The sequence below is a fragment of the Gimesia panareensis genome (assembly GCF_007748155.1).
GTDB lineage: Bacteria > Planctomycetota > Planctomycetia > Planctomycetales > Planctomycetaceae > Gimesia > Gimesia panareensis.
Genome location: NZ_CP037421.1, coordinates 3,860,747 through 3,887,692, shown reverse-complemented (window position 1 = coordinate 3,887,692; position 26,946 = coordinate 3,860,747). Strand labels below are relative to the sequence as shown.

Here is a 26,946-nt window from a genome sequence, read left to right as displayed (position 1 = left end):
GATCTGATCACACATCTTACAGCGGAGACCGAAATGGCGACCACCGCAACGAAAACGAAATCCAAAGCGAAAGCCGAACCGGAGATTTCCTGGCTGGATGCGGACAAGGATTATGGCCTGGGCATATTGAACGGGAAGCTGGTTTGTCGAAATTCCAAGGGCAAAAAACTGGCTGCCGTGCCCAAGTGGCTTAAAGAAACCGAACTGGCCGATCAGTTGCTGGCTCTCTGTGACTGGCTGGCGGAGCATGAAACCGAATGCCGGCATCGCGTCGAACTCTGGATGCTGCGTTCGCTGCCGATTCCCCGCGAGGCGGTGGAATCCACCTGGGCCGACCCGGGCTGGTCGGGTGCCCTGCGGAATATGGTCGTCACCCCTGTCGATGCGAAAGGTAAGATCGATCATGAACAGACCGGTCTACTGCGGGATGTCGTGAGCAGTAAAGGCATCGGTATTGTCGACCGCGATGGGGAAACGCAGTGGATCAAAGCCGCCCAGATTCTGGTGCCGCATCCGATTCTGATCGATGGTCTGGAAGACCTCCGCGAGATCGCCGTGGATATGCAGTTTTCGCAGGTCGTGAATCAGCTGTTCCGGACCGTATTTTCTGCAACCGAAGAGCAACAGGAATTCAAACGGATCATGGATTTTCAGGGAGGCCGGTTTGAGCAGTTGAACTTCGCGACTTCCCTCTGTAAGCGACTCGGATATCCGGTGCGTGGCGGCTATGCCTGCAACCGGATCTGGGAGAATGAAGTCCCTCTGGAAGCACGTTACTGGGTGGGAGACGATTATCCGGAAGCAGAAACCTGTACCGAGGAATTGATTTTCGTCGATGAGGATCAGGTCCCGCAGAAAATTTCGGATGTCGGTCCGGTCACCTTCAGCGAAGGGATGCTGATGGCTTCGCAGATCTACGCCAAGCGCAAAGTTGAAAAGACGGAAGGTGAGACAGCATGACCACGGTAGCAACCAGACTGGCAGCCGGCGGACTTTTACCAGCGAAGACGAAAACAGACAAGGCGACCACGGAATCGATCGTGGCCCGGACGTATCACCATCCGGCCCTGAACAGCCGCGCTGTTGTGCGGCTGGCTTCGGATCGACTGGGCGAGGCGGAAGACCTGGCGATGGACTTTCTGGGCTTTGAAACGCCCGAAGTCTCAAAGCCCGTCGCTGTACAGCAGCGGAGGATCCTCAGCTTTGCAGCGTGGGCCCTGATCAACGATCCGGACAATGCCCGCTTTGCCCTCGACCTGGTCAAACAGATGAAGAAGGTCGCCCGCAGAGCGAAATCCAAGCCGGGACATGCCTGGGACAGTTACACGGAAATTGCGCAGGAACTGGGACGTTCAGCCCGGCATTTCCTGCCTCCCTACTGGGAAGAGGTGGGGCGCACTTACAAGGATCTGGGCAATCAGACCTATGCCGGACGCGCGTTGAGTAAATCGCTGGAAGCAGAGCGTGTGCATGCGCTCGAATCCGATCGAGAACGCCGGCGAGATGTGGTGCTGGAGTTTGCCCTTTCCGGCTGTCTGGCGGGCAAGGCCCTGTCCGAGTATTCATCGGATCTGCAGGATCAGTATCCTCCGAAAGAAGCGTTTGAGATCTTCCGGGATTTATGCACGCGGAGAACCCGTGGGGGGATGGCGCCATGGGCCAATCTGGCGAAAGACTTCATGAAAATGGCCAAGGCGGCAGATCTGAATGCGGATGAGGAACTTGAAGGCTGGCTGGAATCGGTCGTAGAAGCGCCGGCGATGGGGCGGGTCTCTCAGCAGTTCTGGAAGTCCTGCAGTAAGCATTGTGAACGGATCGTAGCGCGGAGTCCTGCTTTCGCGATCGGCCTGCTGCAGCTGACGAAACCCGCCGACGACTATTACGACAATGACAAAACCGATACCTGGCTGGACCTGCTGGATCGGTGGGGCGTGCTCGAATATCTCTGGGAGGATGGATACCAGGGAGCACCGCCACTGGGAGAACCGGTTGCTGTCTGGTTTGGACGCCTGCTGAGAGAAAAACGACCTGCATCAAAGCGGATTCTGGAGATGTTCCAGAAACTGATACCGCGACTGCGTAAAGAGAATGTACCGCTCTCACTGGCGGAGCCGCGACGATATTATTGTATGCATATTGACGTTGATGTACTGGAAGCGGCCCTGGCGAATCAGATTCCGGTTGCCGACCCTCCCGAGGGAGTCGAAATTGATTTTCAGGGCTGGTTGTGCAAGGAGCAGGATTACGAATTTCGGAATCAGGATATCGTCTGTGCCTCTCAGGATGAACGTTTTCACGACATTCTACTGAAGTCGCTGGATAGCGCGTTGATGCCTCACCATGGGCAACGGGTTTATGGCGCTTATGTGCAGACGGAAGATCAACTGAATTTCCCCCAGGCGGCAAAAGATCGTCCAGGAGTCAAAGAGCTCTGGCGGCAGCATCTTTCGGGCATGATTGATGAACTGGAGCTGAGTGGCGCTGCCAGTTTCGTTGATATCAGACTGCGCCTGATCTCAACACTCTGGCCGGAAACACTCAGTACATTTCCGGAACTGGCCAGTCGCCTGACGGATTTCAACCCCGTGGAAGTGATCCAGCGCACGCTACAGGCCGGGGTCATCGATGAGTATGGACTGCCTGAATTGGAAGAAGCTATTGAGCAGAATGAGATCAAACTGCCACTGAGTTCCTACCGTCATTATAACTGCTCATTGACGTTTCCCGATGTGATCCTGCATGACGGCACTCATGCCTGGGTGGTACGGGGAACCGGGGAGACGACTCAGCAGGAACTGCATGTGCCCAAAGATTGTGCCGTCAATTCGATTAAACTGGTTGGCGATGATCTGGCAGTGGGATACCATGACAAGTCCTGGTCCTATTATTTCTACTGGACCAGCGCTCCGGATCAGCCCCGCTCGGTCGATCATACATTCTCTTACTTCAGAGACTGCCTGGCTGTACCCTGTGCAGATGGCGGAGTATTTCTGGGCGATCGGATCATTTATCCGGGGGATAAAAAGCCGCCTGTCAGCTTCCTGTTTTTCCATGATGGCACACGTTTCTGGCGCTGCAATCAGGAATATGATGAAGTCTCAGGAGAATTCAACTGGAAGCTTTACGAGGTAGATGCACAGACCGGGAAGAAGTTGCGTGATAGTCTGCCTGCCTGGTTTGAAACAGAAAACCGGGATCAGGTAGTGGGCTATTTTTCCCAGTTGATTCCTGCTGCCGCTGGCTGTGCAGAGACACCGCTGGGAACTCAGGATGGTATGCTGGGATGGAAGGTCGTACAGAGAGGGGATGGCAGTTATTACGGGGAAGGCATTGATGGTCGTCGCTGGGACCAGCCCCTGCTGGATGGTCGGCATGGAGTGCAGGTCCCGGTTGGTTTGTTGAAGCAACCGGGAACCGACAGTTATCTGCCTGTCTCTACTATGGGAGAGACACGTGAAGACGTGAACTGCCTGTGGGATCCTACCGGCAGCACGGTGATCGCCCGACTGCAACCATTTGCGACACCTTACGCTGCCGGTCAGTGTGTCCTCCTGCCGATGACCTACTGGCACCTGTTCCAACCCAGGCACGAAGCCTCGTCGCGAAAACTGCGCAAGATCAGTCTGAAACAGTGTCAGACCTTTTTTGAAGAGGCAGAGCAGGACCTGAATCAAATCAAAGCCGAACAGCTCAAGGATCGCACCTTGAAATATGATGAACTTCCCATGCCACCGATGCCCAAACTGGTTGCGGCGGTCAAAAAGTTCCTCCCGCAGGCACCCGAGCGGATGGTGACCGGTGTGGCTGGGGTCGTCGGAGAAGTCGCTTCACATATCGTGGGATTCAAAAACAAACTGGACGAACTTATCACAAGTGTCGATCAGGAAGACCCGGGCTCAGAGATCACGTCAGAACAGACAATTGAAGCCGCCAGTCACTCCTGGAATTTGCCACGCCCTGGTTATTATAGTTTCAGCAAGGAAGGGACGTCGTTAACAAAACATCTCACAGCAGTCGCGAAATTTCTGAAAGGGGAGTCACCTGCAGGGCCCCTTCCCGGAAGTCAGATCATCTGGTATCAGCTGCTGGAAGGAATACGACTCCAGAGCTGGCGAGCCTACTGGAGGGCCAGTGCGTCGCAACTGCAGGAGAAATCGTCGACTCAGGTGCTCTGGTTCGAACTGCTGAAATTCTGGAGCGAACTGGGCCTGGTTGATCTGCCCGGACAGTTTGCGGTGATGCAAGGTTACCCGGCAAAGGCACCGAAAAACCAGCGGGGACAAATCGATGTGGAAACGAACGCGGGCGAAGCCTATTCAATTCAGAAGGGCAAAGATCTGTTTGTCGTACTGGAATGCGAGCGTTACGGCCAGCTGCCTTACGAAATTCTGCGCTACTCGACTGCGAAGACGCCCGGAAAGCCTCCGGGGATCAACGTAGAGAATATCCGTGAACTGAAACCGGATGTCCAAAGTAAGGAATTGAAGGCTCTGGCCGAAACGATGCAGGAGCAGGATGAGCTCGTGCTCCCGACGCCAGGTGAGCTCAAAAGCGTCGCAGAAAAACTTGGAGTCTCTGCTGCGGAAATCGCGTTGATCTGGCTGGCTGGTTTAAAAATGGACTCTTACGAACACAATTTCCTTCCCTCTGAAATCAGAAAAAAACTGGGTCTGAAAGTCACTGAAGTGAGTGCTGCTGCTTTGTCGCTCAAAAATCTCAATGAGGATCTGTTCGAAAAGCTCTGTGAATCGATTGTGACTCCCGCGACGGCGCCGTTTGCTGAAGATCGAGGACCTGCGTTTGAATCTCTGATCCAGACCTGGGAAACAAGCATGCCCAGGCGTCTGCCCCTGGACGCGGATCTGCAGAAAAAACTGTCTGCCATCGCGAAACAGTCTGCCTGGCATCGGGGGAGCCAGGAACTGTTGCTCAATCTGGCTGCCGATCCTGCCAAGCATCCTCTGTTACAGCCACAAGAGATGCAGATCGAATATTCCAAAGGGGATTTCTATCCCGAAATGAATATCGTCGCGAAAAAACAGGAAGAGGCGATTGACGTCGAACTGCTCCGGTCAACAGCTCAACTGGTGGGCCTGATTCACAATTTCACGCCGGCCGACCATGAAGCACGCGCCTTAATGCCTGCTTTGATGAAGCAGGTTACTAAATTGCTGAAAAGCCCTAAAACGCTCTTTCTATTGCGTCCGCTCTTTCTGCACGATTATGGTGCTAAGAAGAAATTGCCCACGCCGGAAGAGTGGCTGAGCCAGAATCTGGGTAAAGGTAAAAAAGATAAAAAACAACCCATTCTCCGATACGATGATGAGCTGATCTCTGCAGCCGCCTGCGATTCGATTTATCGGGTACTGATTGCCTTTCATCCCGCAGCGCTCAAAGGACCTGCCGAGTTAAACCGGTTGCAGGGAATTCTGAATTATCATGTCGGGGAAGATTATTACAGCGGAAGGCACAATGGTCTGCAGACGGTGGTGTTGTTGATGAGTCCCGGATTCAGGAAACTGGAGAAATCAATTCTCGCGTCCGGATCGGAACCAGACCAGTGGCTGCAGAATCCGCTGCTGACGGCTCCTGATGTTGTGGCAGAGATTCAGAAGAAATATAAGATTTCAGAAGACGCCGCCGTTTTGTATGCTCAACTGCTGGCACTGCCCGATCCCTCGACAGCCAATCTGCGGACCTGGAATGGCTTGACACCGGCCCGTGTCAAAAAGGCCGTTGCAGAACTGATTGACAAGGAGCTCGTCCTGGAAGCCAAACGGGCCCGGGCAGGGCGGAATATCTTCCTCCCCGGCGAATGGACTGAATTAAAGACGCCCTGGCTGCCTCTGGAGACCTGGAAGATCGAACATCTGGTTGAACTGGATCTGGAGCTTTCGGTACCATTTCCTGCAGGAGGGCCGCTGGTGTTACGTCCCTTCGACGAGCTGTTTACCGCCGCCTGGGAACGGGTCAAAGCGGGAGATGAACCGCGTTATGAAGAAGTCAAACGGAAACGCAGTAGAAAGTAATTGAACAATATGGCCAAGAAAAAGGCAGTCAGGAAGACAACGACGGATACCGAGGCGACTCCCGCTTCCCCACAGGACTCAGCACGCCAGCAGGCGCCCGCGGAAGAACGTTACGCGGAGGAATTCACGTTTCTGCGTGTCATCGATACCGCGCCGCGACCTGCCGGCTGGTTATTGTCTCCCGAGCGGGTCGTGGATTTTCTTTGTGGAACGAATGGGGAGTCGATCCGGGCTCCCTCCTCCAGCAAACTTCCAGCCGGCCTGCCCAAATCGATGAAACTGGAACCGAAATTTGTCGGTCCCCGGTCTCTTGTGGAACGTTGTGTGGTGACACTGGCAGGTGAACGCGGACTGTTGCTGGTGGGGCAACCCGGGACAGCGAAAAGTATGCTGGGCGAACTGCTCTCAGCGGCCATCAGCGGAACCAGCGCGCTGACCATCCAGGGGACTGCCGGTGCCAGCGAGGATCATTTCAAATATGGTTGGAACTATGCAATGCTGCTGGATAAAGGTCCCCGTCCGGAAGCCCTGGTACCCTCTCCCGTCTTTACCGGTATGCGACAGGGGGCTCTGGTCCGCATCGAAGAAATCACACGCTGTCTGCCGGAAGTGCAGGATTCATTAATCAGTATCCTCAGCGAACGTCGACTGATGATTCCGGAATTGAGTGGCGAAGAGGGCAGCCTGTTCGCTGCACCAGGATTCAATCTGATTGCCACCGCCAATCTGCGGGACCGCGGCGTTTCGGAAATGTCAGCAGCGCTGAAACGACGGTTTAATTTTGAAACGGTCCTGCCGATTGCCGATCCGGAACAGGAAGTCCAACTGGTCGGCACCCGGGCACGGGCCGTACTGCATGATTCAGGACTGACAGGAGACGTTGATCAGCGATTGCTGGAAATTCTAGTGACGACATTCCGTGATTTACGAGACGGTCAAACCGCGGAGGGCTGGTCCGTCGAGCGACCTGCAGCCGTGATGAGTACTGCGGAAGCGGTTACCGTCGCCGCTGCTATCACGCGACAGGGGGCCTTTTTCAGTGCGCAGAAAGATCCCGTTTCACTGGTCCCCGGCTATCTGCTGGGAGTCGTCTTTAAAGACAACGTGGATGACCTGGATCGCCTGCTGGCCTACTGGGATGGTCCCGTACGTCGACGGGGAGAACGGGATCCGCTCTGGAAACGCATGTATGATCTGCGGGACGTTCTCGAAGATGCAGAGCTGGAAATGTAAACGCCAGAGTGAGGGAACGGACTTCAGATCGCATGATCGAGCAACCTGAAGAAGTATTGAAGCAGATTACCAGTTGCACGAGTCCCTGGCTGATCGGCGTGCGGCATCATTCTGCGGCACTCGCTCGAGTGCTGCCAGATTTGTTGAGAGAATATCGACCGGAAGCGATTCTGCTCGAAATGCCCCCCGATTTTCAAAAATGGCTGGAATATCTGGGGCACGAAGAGCTCGAAGCACCGGTTGCGCTGGCGGCCTGCAGCGATGCGAAGCTGCTTTCATTTTATCCACTGGCAGATTTTTCACCCGAACTCGCCGCGATCCGCTGGGCGTACCAGCACAACGTTCCGGTGACGCTCTGCGATCTGGATCTGGCTACCATGTCAGAGCTGGATCGTTGTATGCTTCCCAATGAGGCACAGGCACCTGAAACCGGTCCGACTTTACTGGAACGGCTGTTGTCTCGTATGGAAGTGCGTGATACCGCTGCCCTCTGGGAAAAAATGGTCGAGACATCAGCTGCCGGAGCAACTCCCGAAGCGGTCCGGCGGGCGGCACTGCAGTTCGGCTGGATGGTACGTTCTTCTGCAGGGGGGCCATCCTACTCGGATGCGCACCGGGAAGCTGCCATGCGGGCGGCTATCGCTGAAGCCCCCGCGCATGCGGCTGTGATTGTCGGTGCGTTTCATACTGCGGCTCTGCTCCCGGAACCGATTCTCTGGTCAGCACCGGAACCCATTCCTCAACCGGAAGCACAAACCGAAACCCCGTCTCTGGAAACATCGCTGATTCCGTATTCCTTCAGCCAGCTCGATCTGCGCAGCGGCTATCCCGCGGGTATTCAGGACCCGATCTGGCAACAGCGGATGTTGCGGGCGACAACACAGGCAGAGACGGAACAGATCATTGCCGATCTTGCAGTGAAGCTCTGCCGGCAACTGAGACAGGCAGGGCATGTCGCCAGTACGCCGGATGCATCTGAGATCATGCGCTTCGCCTGTGACCTGTCCCGGCTACGGAAGTTTCCGGTGCCCGGGCGCGCTGAGTTTCTGGAAGCGATTGAAACGGCCCTCGTGCAGGGAGAACTGTTGGGACGCGGACGTGCCGTAGCAGCCGCGGCCCAGACCGTGCTGGTCGGCCAGCGCCGGGGGCGGCTTCCCCGGGGAACCCCCCGCAGCGGTCTGGCACTCCAGATCGAAGAGGGCATCAAACGGTTAAAACTGCCCGATGCGGAGTCGGCCGGACAGGAACCGCGGGAACTGCGACTCGATCCTTTGCGGTCAAAGCTGGATCGTGCCCGGGCGGTTTTTCTAAGACGGCTGAAATTGATCGGGATCTCTTATGCTGAAAAAAGAGAGTCAGAGCAGATTGGCTTTCGTGAAAATCTGACAGAGGTCTGGCGCATCCAGTGGACACACGCGACCGCCGCTACAGTCGAGGCTTCCGGCATACATGGAGCGACGCTCAATCAGGCCTGTCAGGATTTCATTCAGCGAATTGAACCACAGGGGACTCCGGAAACCGAACGCGACACTTTACACCCGGAGACGATCCTGGCTCAGTTGACGACGGCAGCGGAATGCGGACTGGGTGATGTGACCATCGAACTGCTGGCCTGCTTGCAGTCCACCTTTCCCGGGGCGGCGACTACCGCGCAGCTCGTGGATGCGGCGGCATTGTTATTGCGGATTCAGTCAGGACACGTACTGGGATTACCGATCGAGTTAGAAGAAGTCGCGCTTCCTGATGTGGAGTTGTTTCAGGCACCGGCAGAACTGCTCCGAATCAGACCCTTGATCGAAACGGCATTGTCCCAACTGAAAGGGATGCAGGGATCGGACGATCCGGCAGACGTCGTCTCACTGACCGATCTGACTTCGTTGATCAGCGGTAATTCAGATTCGGGTACCACCGAACAACAGGATCTCGGTTCACTGCTGCCGGGGTTACTCAGTCAACTGAACCGACTGAGGCGGCACGGCGCTCCCCGTATGCAGGGGGCTGCCTGGGGGGCATTGGCTCTGTCAGATCAGGTAAAAGGATCGGAGGTCGAGAGTTGTCTGTCCGGCTGGTATGCTGCTGCTTCCACACAGGAAGGCCGCAGTCAGCTCGCACGCCGACTGGGGGGGGGGCTGGTTCCGCTGCTCCCGCTGGTCTTTGTCGATCCGGACTGGCTGGCAGGCCTGGAAGGCAGTTTTCAGGACTCACCTGATGAGGAGTTCCTTGCACGACTGCCTGCGCTGCGCAAAGGATTTCAGTCAATCCCCCCGCACGCGCGGACCCGGTTGCTGAATGACCGCATCAGTCTGCTGGAGCCCAGAGGCCCCACCGGATCAGATTTTAAACTTGCGGCAGATCCAGAGCAACTCGCCCGCAATCTGTCTGCCGATCGCCGGGGACGCGAAGCGATCGCTCTGCTGTTTCCTGAGTTTCCGCTGCAACTCTCCGACAAAAAAGATGCCTTTTCCGATCCGGTCAGTATTTCTGAACCACCAGGGGACATTCCCCTGGCAGACCGCTGGCGGTTGATTCTGGGAGTGAAAGGCTGTGTTGCTCCCCAGGCACGAAAGGCTGCTGCGGCTCTGGATCAGTTGTACGGCAGGTCAGAGAATGAGGGGCGCGGAGAGCAGGGGGACCTGGCGCACAACAGGGGAGGCACTGAAGATGCCAGGCCGGAAGTGCGTGAGTGGATCAAAGACATAAATCAGCTGTTCGGGAAGGACGTCTGTGAGGAAGTTCTGGGAGAAGCGGCGGCTGGGGGAAGGACTGCGGTACTCGAGCATCTGGACCAGACGCACGTCACGCCTTCGATTGAACTGCTGGAACAGGTCCTTTCGCTGAAGGGAGGTCTCTCGGAGCGGGAGCTGGCACTGTTACGAAAACTGGCGCGGCAGATCACGGAGCGACTGGCGAAACAGCTGGCCAATCGTCTGCAGCCGGCGCTGTCAGGTATCAGCGTGGCCCGGCCGACCCGCCGCAAGAGTCCCCGCCTCGATTTTGCCCGGACGCTGAATTCCAATCTGCATACCGCGTACCGGAAGGAAGATGGAAACGTCTCGATTGCGCCGACGCGGTTAGTCTATCGGACTCCCTCCCGGCGGCACATGGACTGGCATCTGATTTTTGTCGTCGATGTTTCGGGTTCGATGGAAGCGTCAGTGATCTACAGCTCAATGATGGCTGCCATCTTTTCTGCTTTGCCTGCGATTGATGTTCGGTTTTTCGCCTTCAGCACGCAGGTACTGGATTTCACAGGGCGCGTTGATGATCCGCTTTCGCTGTTGATGGAGATTCAGATTGGCGGTGGAACCCATATTGGACTGGGCTTGCGTGCCGCACGCGAAGCGATCAAAAATCCGTCGCGGACACTGGTGGTGCTGGTGACCGATTTTGAAGAAGGTGTGTCGGTCCCCGAACTGCTTGCGGAAGTGACCATGCTTTCGAACGCTGGAGCGAAGCTGATCGGGCTGGCAGCCCTCGATGATGAAGCCAAACCCCGTTATCACGCCGGGACGGCAGCCGCTGTCGTGCAGGCGGGTATGCCTGTTGCCGCCGTCAGTCCCGAACGTCTGGCGGAGTGGGTTGCTGATCAGATTCGGGGAGGGACAAAATGAGTGATTCAGACCGTCCCTCCGTTAGTCCTGAGGTGATCGCCGAGATCATCGAATCCGCGCCCGATCGCGTCCGTAGACGCCTGGATCGAACGCCCGATGCCGCCGGAGACTGGAAGTGGGTCTTTCAGGATGAGGCCTGGTCAGTCGAAGCAGGTAATGAAACGGTGACATTGGCGGGACAACATCTGGCGTCGGTGGAGCAACTCAGCTGCTCCTGTCTGCTCACTCCAAACTGCTTTCATATTGCCGCCTGTCTGACCAGTCTCGAAGTGGCACTGGTGGATCAGGTTGAGAAACCGGAACACGAGGAGACACTCGAATCGGATGCAGAAGAGACAGAAACCGTGCAACCGGAACTGTCAGACGAACAGCAGAAAGCTGTGGCCAGATATCGAGGGGCTCTGATTCAGATTCTGGAAGCGGGGGTTGCCAATGCTGGTGTCTTCCTGCAGTCACAACTGTTACGGGCCGTGCATCAGTGCCGAGCGGCGGGTTTGCATCTCATTGCTGCTACGGGAGTGAGGATTCTCTCGGGGATTACGGAATTCCGCAAGCGGGCGCCCGAGCAGGACTCTCAGCAACTGGCGCAGGATCTGGCTGTCGCTTTGGAAGCAGCACATCATCTTCAGGAAGATCAGTCGGTCTCCGAATTCTGGATCGGAACAGCCCGCCGAACACAGCATCCGGTGAAACCCCGCAAACTGCAGGGACTGCTGGCGGAACCGGTCATGACGCGCAGTGGTTATGCCGGGGCTGCGGTACTGTTTCTGGGGGGAGATGACCGGTTCTATACCGTGGGCGAAGTCCGTCCCGGGGATGAGCAGCTGGCGCGAGATGCGTACCGGGGCGGTGTGCAGATGGGACCGCTGATTCAGCCGGCGCAAAAGCTGGCCCGCAGCAGCTATCTGGGAACGGATCTGACGGCTTCGCGAGAGGGACGTCTGGGGCGAGGCACCCGCGTCAAAATCATCGAGCAGGGGGAATCGTCCTGGCAGAGCCCCGAATTTCAACAGCGCTTTCAACGTCCCCTGATCGACCAGTGGAATGCCTTTTACAGTAAAGCAGCTCTCCCCGCTGAAGAACGACCGGCCGGCTGGGACCTGGTGTTTCTGACCGGGACTGTGCTGGGGGCCAGCGGACCGGTCCTGCTGCTGGAACTGGCAGACAACAGAGCCGTCATCGAACTGGCAATTGAAAACGATCACCCGGCCCTCTGTTTCCGTGAAAACCTGCGGATGTTGAGCTGTGCTCCGGGGCTCACTTTGAATCTCGTGGGGCGTCTCAGCCTGCAGAATCCATTGCGTGTCTTTCCGCTGGCCATCGCCCAGGCAGAGCCTGCTGACGCGGATGAACAGCAGAGTCGACTGCGTCTTGACCTGCCCGCTGAATTCCAGGGACGCTGCTTCCTCGGGTTTGATGAACTGCAGAGCCAGCATCTGGTTCACGCATTACCCGCTGAATGTGTGCTGGGTCAGCTTCCTGCGGGAGGCGAACAGGATCAACTGTCCGTTTTGCGACGCCGCTGGGTCGCGCTGATGATCGGGGGGCTCAGTTCGCAGCGCAAGACCAACCAGGCGTTTCATGTGAATGATTTCAGTCTGTTGAAGAAGCAGGGATTCGAGACCGCTGCGGCTCTGCTGGACCATTACCCCAGTATCGCGGCGACTGGTGGTTTGAATGTGGCCGATCTCTTTCTGGCTTCGGCCGTCTATCTGAAACAGTGTCAGTTGGAGCAGTCACGCGGGCTGGCCGTGCAGTATCTGGAAGCGGGTCACGTGGGATAAGTCTTCTCAAATTATCAGCGTTTGTCGGCAGCAGCCTTACGGATCGCAAGCGCCTCGGGGACTTCTTTCTTCGCTGGCAGACGGACGGCGTGCCTCAGGATCCAGCGGCGATTCTTCATCAGCTGCGGATCATCCATGCTCTCAATTTCTCCGAGCCACTTGTGACAGATTTCGAAAGCCTCGTCAGGATGATCTTTGGCGATATCCGCCAGATGATTGGCCACCGAACGCCGTACATATAATTCCGAATCATCCTTCAAACTTTCCAGAAGAGGCAAAGTGTGGCTGGGATCGTCCTGAAATTCCCGCAGGCGCATCGCCCAGGGAAGTCGGGGCCGTGTTCCTTCACTGACGAGCCGCCGTACATGGGGACTGGCATCTTTCGTCCAGCGTTTGAGTTGTTTCAGGCTTTTCTCGCGATGTTCTACCAGAAAGGGACGGATACAGAATTCCGCGGTGAACCGCTGCGTCAGTTCATAGCAGGCTTTGAATCCACTCTGGAAATGGCCGACACCATACTCGGCAATCAACTGAGAATGGGGGAAGTAGAAGAACGGTGCCAGCCCGTTCTGTTCCGTTGCTTTCAGCGGGGGACCGAGAGACTGAATCAACAGCGGCGCTAGTTTATCAAAGCGTTCCGGCAGCTGTTCGGCCATCGCCTGTGCGATGTTCAGTGCCCGTTCCTTCAACTCCAGTTTGCTTAGATTTCGCTTAGCGCGCCTTTGAAAAGCCGACATGTCAAATCCCGGAGTGACTTCGGCCAGCGACTCGCCGATCAGCTTCACCAGCTGTCCGTTCATGAGTTCTTTGAGGGGCACGCCCTTTTTAATGGCAGGGCCGGCTGCGAATCGTTGTGCGGGATGTGATTTCATGCAGCGTATTTTACAGAAAGGTAACCGGCCGCTCAATTGAAGTCTGTCAATGAAAGAGTGAGTCTAGTGGTGATATGTTGACAGGCGAGCGATCGATCCGCGTATCCTGTTATGGCCCGTCTTTCTTTTCAGACCCGGCCCCGCTGGTCGATTTCGCACTGTGTTCCAGTTTTCCCATCCAGTCGGCATTCCCTCCGTAATCAGAGGAAAAGGTCACCAGGGGATATGCCTGATCGATCTGTTTGATTTTTTCTTTGGTGACATCGGATCCATTGAGCTGAAAATAACAGTCCGGATTTCTGTTGACGAAGGCCTCGTATCCCGCATCCGTCAAATCGGTATTATCCAGCATGATACCACTGCAGCGTTTCAACAGGGGAACTTCAGCCAGCCGGTCTGCATTTTTCACTTTTTTGGCAATCAGGCCATGCAGCGGGCCGGGAAGTTGTGACAGCTCGGCAACAATTTCGGGGGTAATCTCCAGTCCGGGCGGCAGAGTGACGTCTCTGACATGAAAGGCAACTTCAGGCGAAGGACGCAGATCTTTCGAGTAGTTCAGGACTTTCCTGTCAGGCTCAATTCCTGTGATTTCACACCCTTTATCAAGCAGGCGATTGGCTGCCAGTTTCGCACAAGGAGTGCCCAGGTACCGCCGGTGTCTGATCAAATTGACTCCCACGACAGTCATACCGGGCCGGGTGGTCTGTATCTGCTGAATCAGGCTGGGGTCGATGTCGTCATCAAAATCCACTTCGAGAAATCGGAGTTTCGACTTTGACAGAGCAGGGGCTTTGGCCAGTGCCTGCAGGTTTTGTTGTGTAGGGCTCTTAATTCGTAGCTCTCGTAAATTGGAGATCAGTTCCAGGAACCGAAAGTTATCGTCAATCTGCTCACCATTCAGTTCCAGCATATCGAGAAATTCCAGGCCTTGTATGGTACTGATGTCAGAAGTTTTGAGAGAGGCGTCATTGATGATCATTGTCCTCAGATATTGACTCAAACGGACTGTTTTCAGAGATCCCGCTTCGAATTGACAGCCGGACAGTTTGAGGAATTGCAGTCCTGCGAGTTGGTTCAACCGTTCCGGCTCTGTGATCCTGATTGGTTTCTCTGAAGAGCCGCGAAAATCGATCATGACTAACCGAAATGGTTCTTCAGGAAGTTCGCGGCTGATTTTCGACTCGGTTTCTTTCTGTCTGCATTTCACATAGCCCCCCAGCCCGATCACCCATTCCGCGATCTCCCGTTCCGTATTAAATGGAGCAGCCTCTGTCTGCGCTGGTTCGGGAGGCTTGGGTTCCTGCGGGACCGGTTTTTGATCTTCGTCTGTCTCCCGGGCAGCCAGCCAGCGTTTTCCTTCCATGAAATCCGTGTGAAACGCGGCATAGCGGAACTCTCGATCGAGTTGCTCTGCTTTCTTCCGAGTCACCCTGGTTCCCGCGGCATGGACGTAGCCGTCAGGATGATTCCGGATCAACGCTTCGAATCCCTGGTCTGAAAGGTCAGAATCTTCCAGGTGTAAACCACCACACAGCCTCAAGACAGGGACGTCTGCCAGCAGGTCGGCATTCCTCACGCCATCCGCCTCCAACCCGGAAATGCGAGGCAGCTGCGCCAGGGCCATGGTGATCTCCGGGGTGATTTTCAGACCAGGTGGCAGAATCACACGCCCGGAGATAAACAGTTCTGTCTCGGAAGGCGCGAGAAACCGGTGATACGTCTTTACTTTGCTGGCTTTAATCGTGCAGCCCTGCTCAAGCAGTTTCATAGCAGCCTGTCGGGCCACAGGGACGCCCAGGTAACGCTGATGTCCACTCTCATCATTATCGATGACTGTCATGCCCGGCTTGACTTTTTGTAATTCTGCAATCGTCTCCGGGGGAAACTGACGACCATAAGAGACGATATTCAAAAAACGCAGGTTCAATTGCTTCAGCCCGGGAGCACGCGCCAACTCCTCCAGTGCCTGGGGATCAGGACTGTAGAGCTGCAGATCCCTCAGTTGTGGCATCAGTTCCAGAAACTGAAAGCGATCGTCGACCTGACTGGCACCGAGCTTGAATGTATCCAGGTGTTCCAGTCCCATAGTGGCAATCAGGTCTGACGTTTTCAGGGGGGTATTAAAAATGTGCAGGTCCGTCATGGACTCGCCGAAATAAAGCCCATTCAGTGCACCGGGTTCCAGGTGACAGTTCGTGATATTGAGTGAGTGCAGAGTTAACAGGCGACTCAGGCGAGACAAATCAGGCAGCGTGCTCTTTTGATCTGACTTGCTGAAGTCAATATCGGTGATCCGGAATGGTTCCGCGGGTAATTGATCCAGTCTTCCGATCTGTTGAGCCACTCCTTTGGCTTTCTTGAGACTGACTCTTCCCCCCAGTTGGATGACCCACTCTGCCGTCTCGCGTTCAAAGGCGATCTGTTCGGCATCGGTCATTTCCGAAGGGGGGGGAGCCGACTTGGGATCAGGAAATGGCAGTTGATCCTTCAGCCAGATGTGACCGTTCTGGAAATCGCTATGAAACACCAGGAAGGGATAGTCGCGATCGATCCGTTTCAGTGTTTCCGGGGTGACTTGTGTATTCTTGACATTAATGTAACCGATCGGGCAGATACGGGCGAGTGCTTCGAAGCCTTTATCCGTCAGATCAGAATCCTTCAGATGAATACCGTCACATATTTTCAGGACAGGCGCTTCTGACAGGAGGTCGATGTTTTTAATCCGATGCGCTGTCAGTCCATGAAATGCGGGCAGCTGAGCCAGATCAGCCACGATCTGAGGGGTAAGTACCAGATCGGAAGGAAGCGTCACTCCGATTGCATGAAAAGGAACGGTCTCGGAGGGGCGGAGCTCTTTCGTGAAGTCCACGATGCCTCTGAAGGGTTCATTTCCTCTGATGGTACATCCCAGATTCAGCAGTCTGTCAGTCGCCAGTCCGGCAAAGGGGATGCCCAGGTAACGAGGGCTGTTACTTACGTCGGTGGCAATGATCGTCATGCCAGGGCAGGTCGCCTGGAGTCGTTTGATGAGTATATCATCAATTTTTCCGTCAAATTCGATCTGGAGGAAACGGAGTTTTGTGTGTGACAGGAACGGGGAATGTTCGAGTTTCTGCAGGAGGTCAAGGGAGGTTTCACTGAGTGAAAGATCTCTCAGGTGGGACATCTGATCCAGGAACTGGAAATCGTCATCGATCTGCGCATCGCTGATTTTGAATGTGTCGAGGAATTCCAGTCCCCGGATTGTTCTTAAATCGGATGATTTCAGAGAAGAATGATCAACGTTGATGGCCTCCACTGTATTCCCGAAGCGGAGCTGAGACAGTGCGCCTGGTTCAAGCCTGCAATCAGAGACGTCGAGCGTCTGTAATGGCAGCAGACGATTCAGACGGCTCATGTTGGGAAGCGACAGCTTTTTTTTTCCAGCGTTCTCGAAATGGATTTGCGATACCAGAAAGGGTTCGTCTGGTAGACTGTCAACGGAATCAGCAGATTTGCCCCCGTTGGCCAGCCTGTAATGGACCTTGCCGCCCAGACCGATGACCCATTCCGCAATTTCACGTTCGACGGCGATCTGTTCGTCGAAGTCCAGTTTCTTTGCTGGTTCAACCGGTTTACTGACAACTGGTTGCTGTTTGACTGGTACGCCGACCTCTGTTTTTTTATCGACTGTTTTATGTTCGACAGGTAACCAACTCAGTTTGATCTCGGCAGACTCTGTGGAGTCGGCTGCGATTTCAAAGCGGCCGTTCTTCAGAGGAACTCCGTTGACTGACGCCAGTACCCGCTGTTCGCGGCCCTCAGATTTGACTTTCGTCAGTTCTCCCCAGGGAAGCCGCTGGTCGCCAATTTGCAGGCTGAGCTCGTGCGAGCCCGGTGTTTGTGGTCCGTTCCAGCTTCCTGACTTCAGATCCAGGGGTTGCCCATCGAGCAGAACTTGCGCCCGCGCGTCGTTCAGCGTGACATGCAGTCTTCCCGGGGATGCAGTCGGTTTCAGGAAGATGATTCCCAGTAGAAGTCCGGCAACCAGTGCCATTCCCACGAGGAGTTTAACCGGACTGAGACGGCTTCGCGCAGAGACTGCCTGGTGGGTCTCCAGCCAGTTGGCGAGGACTTGCGAGACTTCCTGCATTGTCTCATAGCGTTGCTCTGTTGAGCGTGACATCATTTTGCGGCAGATCTGATCCAGCCTGGCATCGATGTCGGGCTGAATATTGCGGACCGGCCGGGGATCCTTGGTCATGATCTGTGACAGGATCGAAGCGGTCGAACCCTGAAACGGCCTCTGTCCCGCGAGCAGTTCGTACATGATCACGCCCAGCGAATAAATATCACTGGGGGGGCCGATTTTCTCCAGATCGCCGTCCACCTGTTCGGGCGACATGTAAGAAGGACTCCCCATGATCTGGCCATGGTGTGTGATCTGTGTCGTCTCTTCATTCTGGCTCATTAGCGCCAGCCCGAAGTCGGTGATGATGGGACTGCCATCCTCGCGAATCATGATATTGGCCGGCTTCAGATCACGGTGCACGATTCCCTGCTGGTGCGCCAGATCCAGGGCTTGTGACAACTGCTGAATCAACTGCGCGATTTCACGTTGGCTGAACTGTTTACCTGACTGGATCAACGCCGCCAGCGATTCCCCTTCGATGAATTCCATCGTGATGTAATGTACGCCGTCAATTTCGTCGACGTCATACACCGAGCAGAGATTGGGATGATTCAGATTGGCAGCCGCCCGCGCCTCACGATAGAAACGGGAAATGAACTGCGGGTCCGCGTGTCGATCGATCTGGGGGAGTTTCAGCGCGACCTTGCGTTCCAGTTGTGTGTCACGGGCCAGGTAGACACAGCCCATGCCACCTTCTCCCAGACGCGACAGGATCTGGTAGCGACCAAACTGCGCCGGGAACTGTTCAAAATGCAGTCGTGATTCCTGCACCGTCCGCAGACCCGAACTGTCGGCCAGGCCGGAATCAGATTCGTCTGCGATCCGGGTTTGCGTCGCATGCGATCTGGCAAACAGCCGGGAGAGCTCGTCGGCGATTTCCGGATGCTGCTGGATCAGTTCCTGCTCGCTGACAATTTTGCCGGTATCCCGCAATTTATAATAGCGTTCGATCAGTATCAGTTCTTTGAGCAGGATTTCCCGTGTCGGGGGCGTGAAATCAGCGAGCGTCTTTTCCAGAGACGGACTTTCTCCGTTCTGCCAGGAGGCTTCATATTCCTCGCAGCATTCTTCGATGCGGCACTGGATCTCGGCCGTCAGGTTTTCCAGCTCAAAAGGTTGATTCATCTATCCTATCCTTAACTCGTGCGCTCCGAGTTACCAGCAGGATCGTGATCTGTTTTCGTTTCCCGGCGTGGTTTCTGAAAAAATCGGGAATCTTTTCCAAAATAAAGTCTGTGAATTCAGTTCAGTTCCGCTTCCGTCTGTTCGGTCCAGATCTGGCGGATCAGAACCAGGCGCCGTTCCACACTGCGTTCCATGACTCCCACTTTGGCTGCAATCTCTGCATTCGTATACCCTTCGAGCTTCAGGCGGGCGACGTCACGCAGAGAGTCTTTCCCCAGTACCGCCAGCAGTCGATTGGCCTCCTCGGCGGCTTCGACCGCCAGTTCCGGACTGGGAGATTCCTGGGCCAGTTGATCCAGCCAGTTGTCTTCTTCCTCGTTCGAAGTACCTGAAACCGTGCGTCTGATATCCCGCTTTTGCGCACTCTGGCGCCGATACAGGTTACGGGTTTTACAGAGTGTGATATTCACCAGTAGCGGCCAGAGACTGGTCCGGTCATTCAGATTAGGAAACTGACCGGCTTTGAGCCGCACAAAAAAACTGTTAAAAGCGCTGAGGACCGCATCTTCCTCATCCTCGACCCGGCACAGATCTTTCTGCAGATGGGAACGGGCCAGCTGAACCAGCTGTTCAAAATAGCGATTCCAGAGCTGCTGCTGCAGGCTGTCTGCTTCGCCCCGTTTGAGCTGATCCAGCCAGTTGGTGACAGATCCCTGATGTTCCATGCCCGCTGCCATCGTCTATTCTGAGTAAGGTCGTATTGTGTCAGTCAAAAACAACGCCATGGTCCGGAGACAGACCACTCTCTTCCCGGAAAACTCAAATCTCTCAGCCGTAATGACTTGAATGCCGGGTAAAGCTGATTTTCACCAACCCTATGACCTGGCGGGATTTCCGACAGCTGGTGAGCAGAATTCTCAGAATTCAGCAGAAAAAAAGAGTCTTCCACGTCGGGAACGCTGTCGGCACTGCGATTGTACTGCAGGATCAGAGCTCGCACAACATTTTGATCAGTAAATTACTCGTCAGATGCGGTGCGGAAATTCACTGAATTCTTGGGAATGAAACTTAGAAACGGGAGCTGATACGATGCAGACGGGACGATTCGTACTTTCAAACCAGGGACCGACAGGTCGTCAGCATTTTCGCTGCTTCATTTTGTTTGTGGTCATCACCCTGATTCCCGCGTTCGCACAGGCGGAGCACCGCCTCTGGACCAGCGCGGATGGAAACAATCAGGTGCGGGGCGAGCTGAAAGGAACCAACGGGAAACTGGTTATTCTCGAAAAGGAATCGGATGGCAAACTGCATCTGGTTCCGCTGGCAATGCTCAGTAAAACCGACCAGGACTTTGTCCGGCAGAAGTATCCCGATATCTTTGCTGCAGATAAAAACAATACAACTCCATCGAATCCCCTGGGGAATCCTCCCGGCAATCCCAGTCCCTCAGCACCGGCGATGAACGGACCCCAAACAGCACAGCAGAAAAATCAGCCGCCGGGCAACCGTTTCAGTTGGGAACGCGTTTCGCAGGTGTTACCCCGATTTCAGGCCATGCTGCTCGATGGGAGCCCCGTGATCAGTATCAACTCACAAATTGTCGCACCCAAAGGGCAGCTGCACGTGCAACACTCCGCCGAGTATGTCGGCGCGCTTCTTTGCTATCTCGCCGATCAGGATGCGTATGAACTCCTGGCACAAAAACTGGAAGAGAAAGGCTTCGAGGGGGCTTTCAATGCCACGCAGGGAGCCGAAAAAGAACGGATTACCGAATGCTTCTGGCTGTTTGAAAATCTCTATGAGCTCTTCTATTCGAAACAGGAGAACAGGCAATATAACGATCTCCGACGCTCCGGGGTGAACGACTTCGATAAAGGGATTCAGGTCGCCCGCTTCGTCCGCAAGTTACATCAGGATTTTCAGAAACTGAACTATCAGGACGAAGAGATTCCCGTGGCGCTGTTCATGGACGCCAGTCTGGAAAATTATAATGAAGGAATCGGCGAATTCCCCCTGATGATCAGAGGGACCCTGCGCAGGTCGTCGATAGGTGGCAGAAAGAATCGCATCGATGCCATCTTCGTGAATTCACCGGTCATGCCCAAAGGGATTCAAAAGACGCTGGAAGAAGCGCGGGTGTTCGCCCGACAGATTGAAGGAAAACGGCTGGCGTTCCGGGAAGATCTTGTACTGACGCGGCCCCGGTTTGAACAGAATCCGAACCTGAGCACTCCCGATAATATTCGGCTCATCAACGCGAAGATTGTCAGTCTTTCTCTCGTGGATGCTGCGAATCCGTCGCAGGTTCTGCAGAAATGGGATCTGCAACAGCCAGTCGAACCGGCTCAGGATCAACCCGCCTCCGGCAAGCAGGGCCTGGCTCAGAAAATGCAGAGCCTGGCGCGACAGCATCAGCTCGTAATGTTCGGCGATTATCCGGCCATTCGTATTGACGACACCCGCTATACCTCCGAAGGGCCCCTGTTGAGCAGCGATCCTGGCCGTTTCTCGAGGCTCCTGGACCGCATCGCGCTGGGACTCGATCCGAACTACGTCTGTCCCAATTTCATTGCTTACCATTTCCCGGATACAATCGGGCGATTTGTGAGTGCAGGGCTCGATCGTCAGGGGAACATTACATCTGCTCAGTGGTTTGGAAATAACGAGTTTGACAAGCGAAGTAATCAGCAGCGTTTTCAGCAGGAGTATGCGGAAAAACTCAAGGCCTACGCGGTCTCACTGCCCCTCCGGTTTGTCGAAATTCAGAAGGTCCAGCTGGGATTCCAGGGCAGATACGATTTCGAACGCCAGGGAGCATTCATCGATCATCGCCTGGTGAATGGTCAATTTCCCGGCCTGAATGGTACTACTTCCTATTCCAGAGAAAAAGAAATGGATCGGCGTTTCAGTCCCTGCTTCGTGCAGCAGTTTCTGCCACTCTCCGCAGAACAGGCACGTCCGTTGTTCAGCCAGGCGAAGGATGGATACAACCCCGCATATGTCGCACGGGTGGTCACCTGGAATCGGCTTCCGCTGGGACGAGAAAACGAGCAGAAAATTCCTCCCGTGCTGGTCTCTACTGAATCCTGCGACCTTTACCGCGATCCGCTGCTGAAACAGCATATCGCCAGCCTGGAATGCAAACCGGTTCCCGCACCGTTTCTGAGTGATGCGAAAGGCAAAGTGCTCCCCGGTCCCGATCAGCCTCTCGACCTGAATCAGGGAGCCCTCTACTTTCTGAAACAGGAAGCAGACGGCGTTCAGGCAGATTCCGGAGAACTGGAAAAACTCTTTACTGACTATTCCTATCAGACCGAATCGTACGCCAGAGCCGTGAGTGATGCGCTCACGGAACTGACGCAGGCAGAAGAGTCATACTCGAGTATTGGAACCGCCCGCAATGGTTATCCCGCGGTTAAAGATGAAGCAAAACAACGAATCATCCTGAAATGGAAAGCGGCCCGCCAGAAAGTCGATCAGCTCTTGAAGCATCCCCAGTCCTCTTTCTTTCCTGTTGATTTCGGTGAAAGAAGCCTGGATGAAAAACAGCTTCCGGAATTGAGAGAGAAATGGAAGCAATGGATGATCACCTGCATCGATTCGACCAAACGTAATTTTATCGTCAACGCAGATATCAGACTCGATCCGCAACTCGGCGATGTGCAGCTGACAATTTCCCATGAAAGCCTGTTGAACCCCTACACCTGGGAGCCCGCCAAACCGTTAATCGACCAGGGAATCCCTGCCAATCGTCTCCTGATTCTGAATTACCGGAATCCACGAATTCCCTACACGCACATCCCCTGTCTGCAGCTTCAGCAGCCGCTGGACCAGACCTTCGCTCAGATTCCGCAGGATGTCCGCGACCTGATCAAAGACCGTCTGAATAACACAGCCCGTCTCGAAATGCTGGTCTCCCTCGGCAAACCAACGCTGCTGCCTCACCCCACAGCCAATCGTCAGCCCGGTCTCCTGTTCCCCACTAAACTCAAAGGCATCCGTCTCTATAACGACCAGACTTTGATCTACGAATACCGCCTGCCGGGTGCAGGAAAGAATGACAACACCGACGCCTCTGCTTCCGTGTCAAATAGTCGCCCTGCCATGTCTGCTCCCCCTAAAGGCGTTCCCGCGGATTCAGGTAAAGCAGAACCCTTAACCCCCGCGACCTGCCTGCGGCTCATTGCCCGTTATCTGCCGGAATTCACGCAGCAAAATGCAGGCACGCTGATGTACAATCGCTTCCAGCACGAAGACAATTTCCGCCGGGTGGGCGAAAAGTCCGAGTTCGGTCTCAACCCACAGCGGGGCATCTATTTCCGCTCGCAGAACGAAAGCCCCTCGGTTCCGCAGCTCAAAGCCGAAGCGCAGGCCTTCGTCAACTGGCTGAACCGACCGGAAGCCATTCCCGGCAACCGCTATACGCTTCAATTTCCCACCAGATTTATTGCCTACTCTGAAGACGTCCAGGGTTACCGCCGTGAACTGCTCAGTACAGGCAGCTTTGTCAGTGGCATGGCCTACACCCAGGTCCTGAATTCAGTCAACGCCGACATCAACAGTCTGCAGCGTCAGATGAAATTTGATGCCCAGAACAATCAGCCCGCTTCTAAGACAGTGAATTTCGGAGGGGGCGGCGGATTCAATATCGGGACTCCCAGCAACCCGCAGAAAACACAGACTCCAAAACAGAAATCAGAAAACAATGATCCCTCCGCAAAAGAAAAACAGTATCGCCAGGAAATCGCAGAGCTCACCCGCGTGAAGCAGTATTTCGAAAGTGCCCCGCCGATCTTGTATCTGAAACATCTGAGCTATCGCTTCGGCTTCACCAATCTCCGGGGAGAACTCCAGGCGTACGGCACCAACGATCTCGAAACCGCTCGCCTGCAGAAAATCTACGAACCCATTTTTCCCGTTCTGAATCTGAGTCATGAAATCGTGCTTCCCAAATCGCTCGACTTCGATCCCGAAAAACGCGAATGGCCCATCGAACTGGAATTCCAGATCAAGTCAGCCAGCGCTCAGGACACGCCGCCCCCTCTGTTCGATAAAGCAAAGGCAGGCAAATACCACGCACAACTCCGACCACAGGAAGATCACGGCAAATACGCAATCTTCAATGTCGAACTGCAGGGCGCCTGGCTCGTCGACCAGAAAACCGGCCAGCGCCTGCATCCGCTGAAACTGATCCCCATCAATCCGAAAAAATCATCCGCTGAAAAATAAGTGTCAGAAGCTGGTAGTGCCTCAGCTTCGCTTGCGAGACGGGAGTCAGGAAGGGAGCTCCCGTCTCGTTTTTTGTTTCTCCTTCAATCTGTTTTCTGTGCCTGTGGACGTGAATTACTTTCCAGAAACGCGATCAGATCCCGCAGCTCGCGATCCGTCAACGCATGCACCAGACCCTGGGGCATGAACGAAACCGGCGACTCGACAATCGCCTCCACATCGTCGCGGTCAAACGTTTTGTTCTGACCGTGGGCATCGCGGATCGTCTCCTTCACATACGACCGCAGCCGGATCCCCGTAAACGTCCGCCCGTCCGTCAACACAATCGTTCGTGGCTGATATTCCGGAGCCATCTCCCGGCTCGGTTCAAGAATCGAACGCAGCAGCCACGCCCGGTCCTGCCGATCTCCCAGGCTGCTCAAATCCGGCCCCACCACATTCCCGCGACCACTGTGACGATGACAATGAGCACAGTTCGTCAACCGGGCATGATGAAACAACCGCCTACCACTCTCTACATCCGCCGGCCCCCCGACCGCGTCAATCGCCTTGAGCCACGCCCCCGTCTCCGTCAGAGCAGGGCGGTCCGTCTTGAGGGCTCCCGGATGCAATGCCGCCTGGAACGCATCTTTTGAATCGGGAAACTCATCCGCGATCTCTTTCAGCTTCGCCTTCTGTTTATCGGTCAACTGAATCGATCGCAGCCCCCGCAGCGTCTCTTCGCGGACCACCCGCTTCGGATCACCGGCCAGTTTGAGCAACAGCCCCGCCTGCTGTTCCGCCAGGGGCGCCAGCCCCGCAATTGCCTCGGCCCGCAATACCGCATCCTGTTTCGGATCTGCCGCCAGCTGCGCCAGAATCTTCTGCGACGCTATCGGATTCCCCGCCAGCGTCCGCACCGCTTCCAGCGACAATAGTTCATCGTTGACCGCCAGCAGTTCTTCCAGCATCTCCAGCGTCAGCCCCTTGGGAAACTGCGTCACCACCTGCTTCCCCTCTTTCGGAGCAGAACGCGACTGTGTCGGCAGCATCCGTAAGGCATACGCCCGGATCTGCGGGGCACTCTGTTTGTCCTTCACGCGGGCCAGCAGCATCTCCGGATTCCGCACGCCGTCGAGCGCCTTGCCGTTCAACGTGTTCCACGCCGCAATCGCTGCTTCGAACCGCTGATAATCCAGATCGCTCTGCGCCAGCACCTTCTCAACATCCGGCAGAAACGCTTTCAAACCCGCATCCGAAATCCAGCGAATCGTCTCAAACTGCACGTCCGCATTCTTGTCCTTCAGCAGCACGGGAATCCACGTTTTCGGCTCCGCCTGGGCCAGTTTCAACGCCAGCACCGCCTGAACCCGCTCCGCCGGCGACCACTTCATAACTTCAGTCGGCGTCCACTCAGACGCTTTGTGAGACATCGCCACCAGTGCCGCCCGTGCAACAAAGGGATCCTCGTTCTGTGCCAGCTTCAGCAGTTCCTTCAGTGACTGTGTCGCATGCCCGCTTCGTAGATCCGCTGCCAGCTTCGCTTCTTTCGTCGGCGGTTCCAGTTCCAGCGGACCCACCCAGTCGGCTTTCCCCAGATCGATCTCCAGCTTCCACACCCGCCCGTAACCATGCGCCTGGTACCGCCCGTCCACCCAGTCGCACAGATACCAGGTCATCACCTTCTGATTGTTCTTAGGGTCGGCTGCGATACAACTCGGACGAAAATAACGGCCCCCTTTCACAATTGTCATCGGCTTCGAAGTATAACTGGCTCCTTTCGGCGTGAGCGGATAAAAGTCGACGCTGTGATCGCCCCACGAAGGGACCAGCAGACCCCGGCCCAGCGGCGCGATCCCGCACGGTGCTTCACCCGAGGGATGAATCATCGGCAGCGTCCCCCGCAGTTCCCCATTCCAGGCGACAAACGGATGATGTGCTTCCGAGCCATATCCCCGCTCGTAACCATAATCGCCCCCTTCCACAATATGCAGCACGCGACAGGGCGGCCGTTCCCCGGGATCGTTCTCCGCAGCGAAGATCTCTCCATCCTTCCGCACGCAGATGCCAAACGGATTCCAGAATCCCTCCGCAATCCGCTTCAGCTGTTTCCCGTCAGCCGTACAACGGAAGATGCCCCCTTTTCCCGCGCCGGTAATCTTCGTTCCGTCGGTTCCCGTCAGCGTCCACTCCTTGGCGAAGTTTTCCCCGATCGCAAAAATCAGCTTCCCCGCGTTGTCCCACGCCAGTCCTTCCAGACCATTGTGCGGATAGTCGGCTTCACTCTCGAGCACCGCGATATTCTCTTCGACGTCCGCCTTCCCGTCGCCGTTGGTATCCTTAATCCGCAGAATCCGATCCCGCTCCGCCAGGTACACCCAGCCGTCCGGCCCCAGTTCCAGGTCCATCGTCGCGTCGGTCGCGTTGTAGAACACCTGCCGCTTCTGCGCCCGACCCGCTTGGTTCAGATCCGAAAAGACGAGGATCTCATCGTGCTCGGGACCGACATAATCGTCAGGCCGAAAATGCGTATGCGTCGCCACGACCCAGATCCGTCCCTGTTCGTCCACATCCACGCCGGTCGGCGTCGCCAGCTGAGGCTGCTCTGCCACCAGCGACAACGTCACCCCCGGCTGCAGCGTCTTCACCTGCGGCGGACGCTCATCCGCCGGACCTTTGTCCGCAGCTTCGAGGCTGGTAGCCAGAACAGACGCGAATAACAACATACAAAGCGAAAGCGGTTTCATGATGATCTCTCTTTTGAGGGCAGGGGGGCGGGAATGTTCGCAGGCAGCCGGCAGCGGCTTCTTATAACCTACCGCACCGCCCCACCAGAGGCAACAGATCCTCGTGCTTCCTTCACTGATCATGGTCCCTCCGTTGACAGAACATGCGGTGTGCAACACGCACCGC

At 55.5% G+C, this 26,946-nt stretch carries 10 protein-coding genes; 6 read left to right on the top strand and 4 right to left on the bottom strand.

Annotated features, from left to right (window positions below; genetic code table 11):
* The first annotated feature begins 33 nt into the window (after nt 1–33).
* Genes Enr10x_RS14445 through Enr10x_RS14425 form a run of 5 tightly spaced genes read left to right on the top strand, consistent with a single transcriptional unit; the run spans nt 34 to nt 12,657 of the window.
* A complete protein-coding gene (locus tag Enr10x_RS14445) occupies nt 34–960 on the top strand; it encodes a DUF4132 domain-containing protein (protein ID WP_145450277.1) in 927 nt (308 codons plus the stop codon).
* Entirely contained in the window at nt 957–6,029 is a 5,073-nt protein-coding gene (locus Enr10x_RS14440) for a hypothetical protein (RefSeq protein WP_145450274.1), read from the top strand. The genes Enr10x_RS14445 and Enr10x_RS14440 overlap by 4 nt, the downstream gene beginning before the upstream one ends.
* Nucleotides 6,030–6,038: 9 nt before the next feature.
* Complete coding sequence (locus Enr10x_RS14435; RefSeq protein ID WP_145450270.1) at nt 6,039–7,262, top strand: ATP-binding protein; 1,224 nt, start codon at nt 6,039–6,041, stop codon at nt 7,260–7,262.
* A gap of 32 nt (nt 7,263–7,294) precedes the next feature.
* Nucleotides 7,295–10,873: a DUF5682 family protein gene (locus Enr10x_RS14430; RefSeq protein ID WP_145450267.1), complete on the top strand. Its 3,579-nt coding sequence runs from the start codon at nt 7,295–7,297 to the stop codon at nt 10,871–10,873.
* Nucleotides 10,870–12,657, top strand: coding sequence for a hypothetical protein (locus tag Enr10x_RS14425; protein WP_145450264.1), 1,788 nt, complete (start codon nt 10,870–10,872; stop codon nt 12,655–12,657). Before Enr10x_RS14430 ends, Enr10x_RS14425 begins: the two co-directional genes overlap by 4 nt.
* A gap of 14 nt (nt 12,658–12,671) precedes the next feature.
* On the opposite strand, the gene Enr10x_RS14420 is transcribed toward Enr10x_RS14425, so the two are convergent.
* The 3 genes from Enr10x_RS14420 to Enr10x_RS14410 all read right to left on the bottom strand — a co-directional run bounded on the left by Enr10x_RS14420 (nt 12,672) and on the right by Enr10x_RS14410 (nt 19,562).
* Entirely contained in the window at nt 12,672–13,529 is an 858-nt protein-coding gene (locus Enr10x_RS14420; protein WP_197997616.1) for a DNA alkylation repair protein, read from the bottom strand.
* A 109-nt stretch (nt 13,530–13,638) separates the two neighbouring features.
* Nucleotides 13,639–18,825, bottom strand: a complete 5,187-nt coding sequence (locus Enr10x_RS14415; protein ID WP_145450261.1) for a serine/threonine protein kinase — start codon at nt 18,823–18,825, stop codon at nt 13,639–13,641.
* A gap of 116 nt (nt 18,826–18,941) precedes the next feature.
* Entirely contained in the window at nt 18,942–19,562 is a 621-nt protein-coding gene (locus tag Enr10x_RS14410; protein WP_145106542.1) for a sigma-70 family RNA polymerase sigma factor, read from the bottom strand.
* Between the two features lie 352 nt (nt 19,563–19,914).
* On the opposite strand from Enr10x_RS14410, the gene Enr10x_RS14405 reads away from it, so the two are divergent.
* A complete protein-coding gene (locus tag Enr10x_RS14405; RefSeq protein ID WP_145450258.1) occupies nt 19,915–24,054 on the top strand; it encodes a hypothetical protein in 4,140 nt (1,379 codons plus the stop codon).
* Between the two features lie 83 nt (nt 24,055–24,137).
* Here Enr10x_RS14405 and Enr10x_RS14400 read toward each other — a convergent pair whose 3' ends face one another.
* Nucleotides 24,138–26,903: a PVC-type heme-binding CxxCH protein gene (locus tag Enr10x_RS14400; protein WP_145450255.1), complete on the bottom strand. Its 2,766-nt coding sequence runs from the start codon at nt 26,901–26,903 to the stop codon at nt 24,138–24,140.
* Nucleotides 26,904–26,946: the final 43 nt, after the last annotated feature.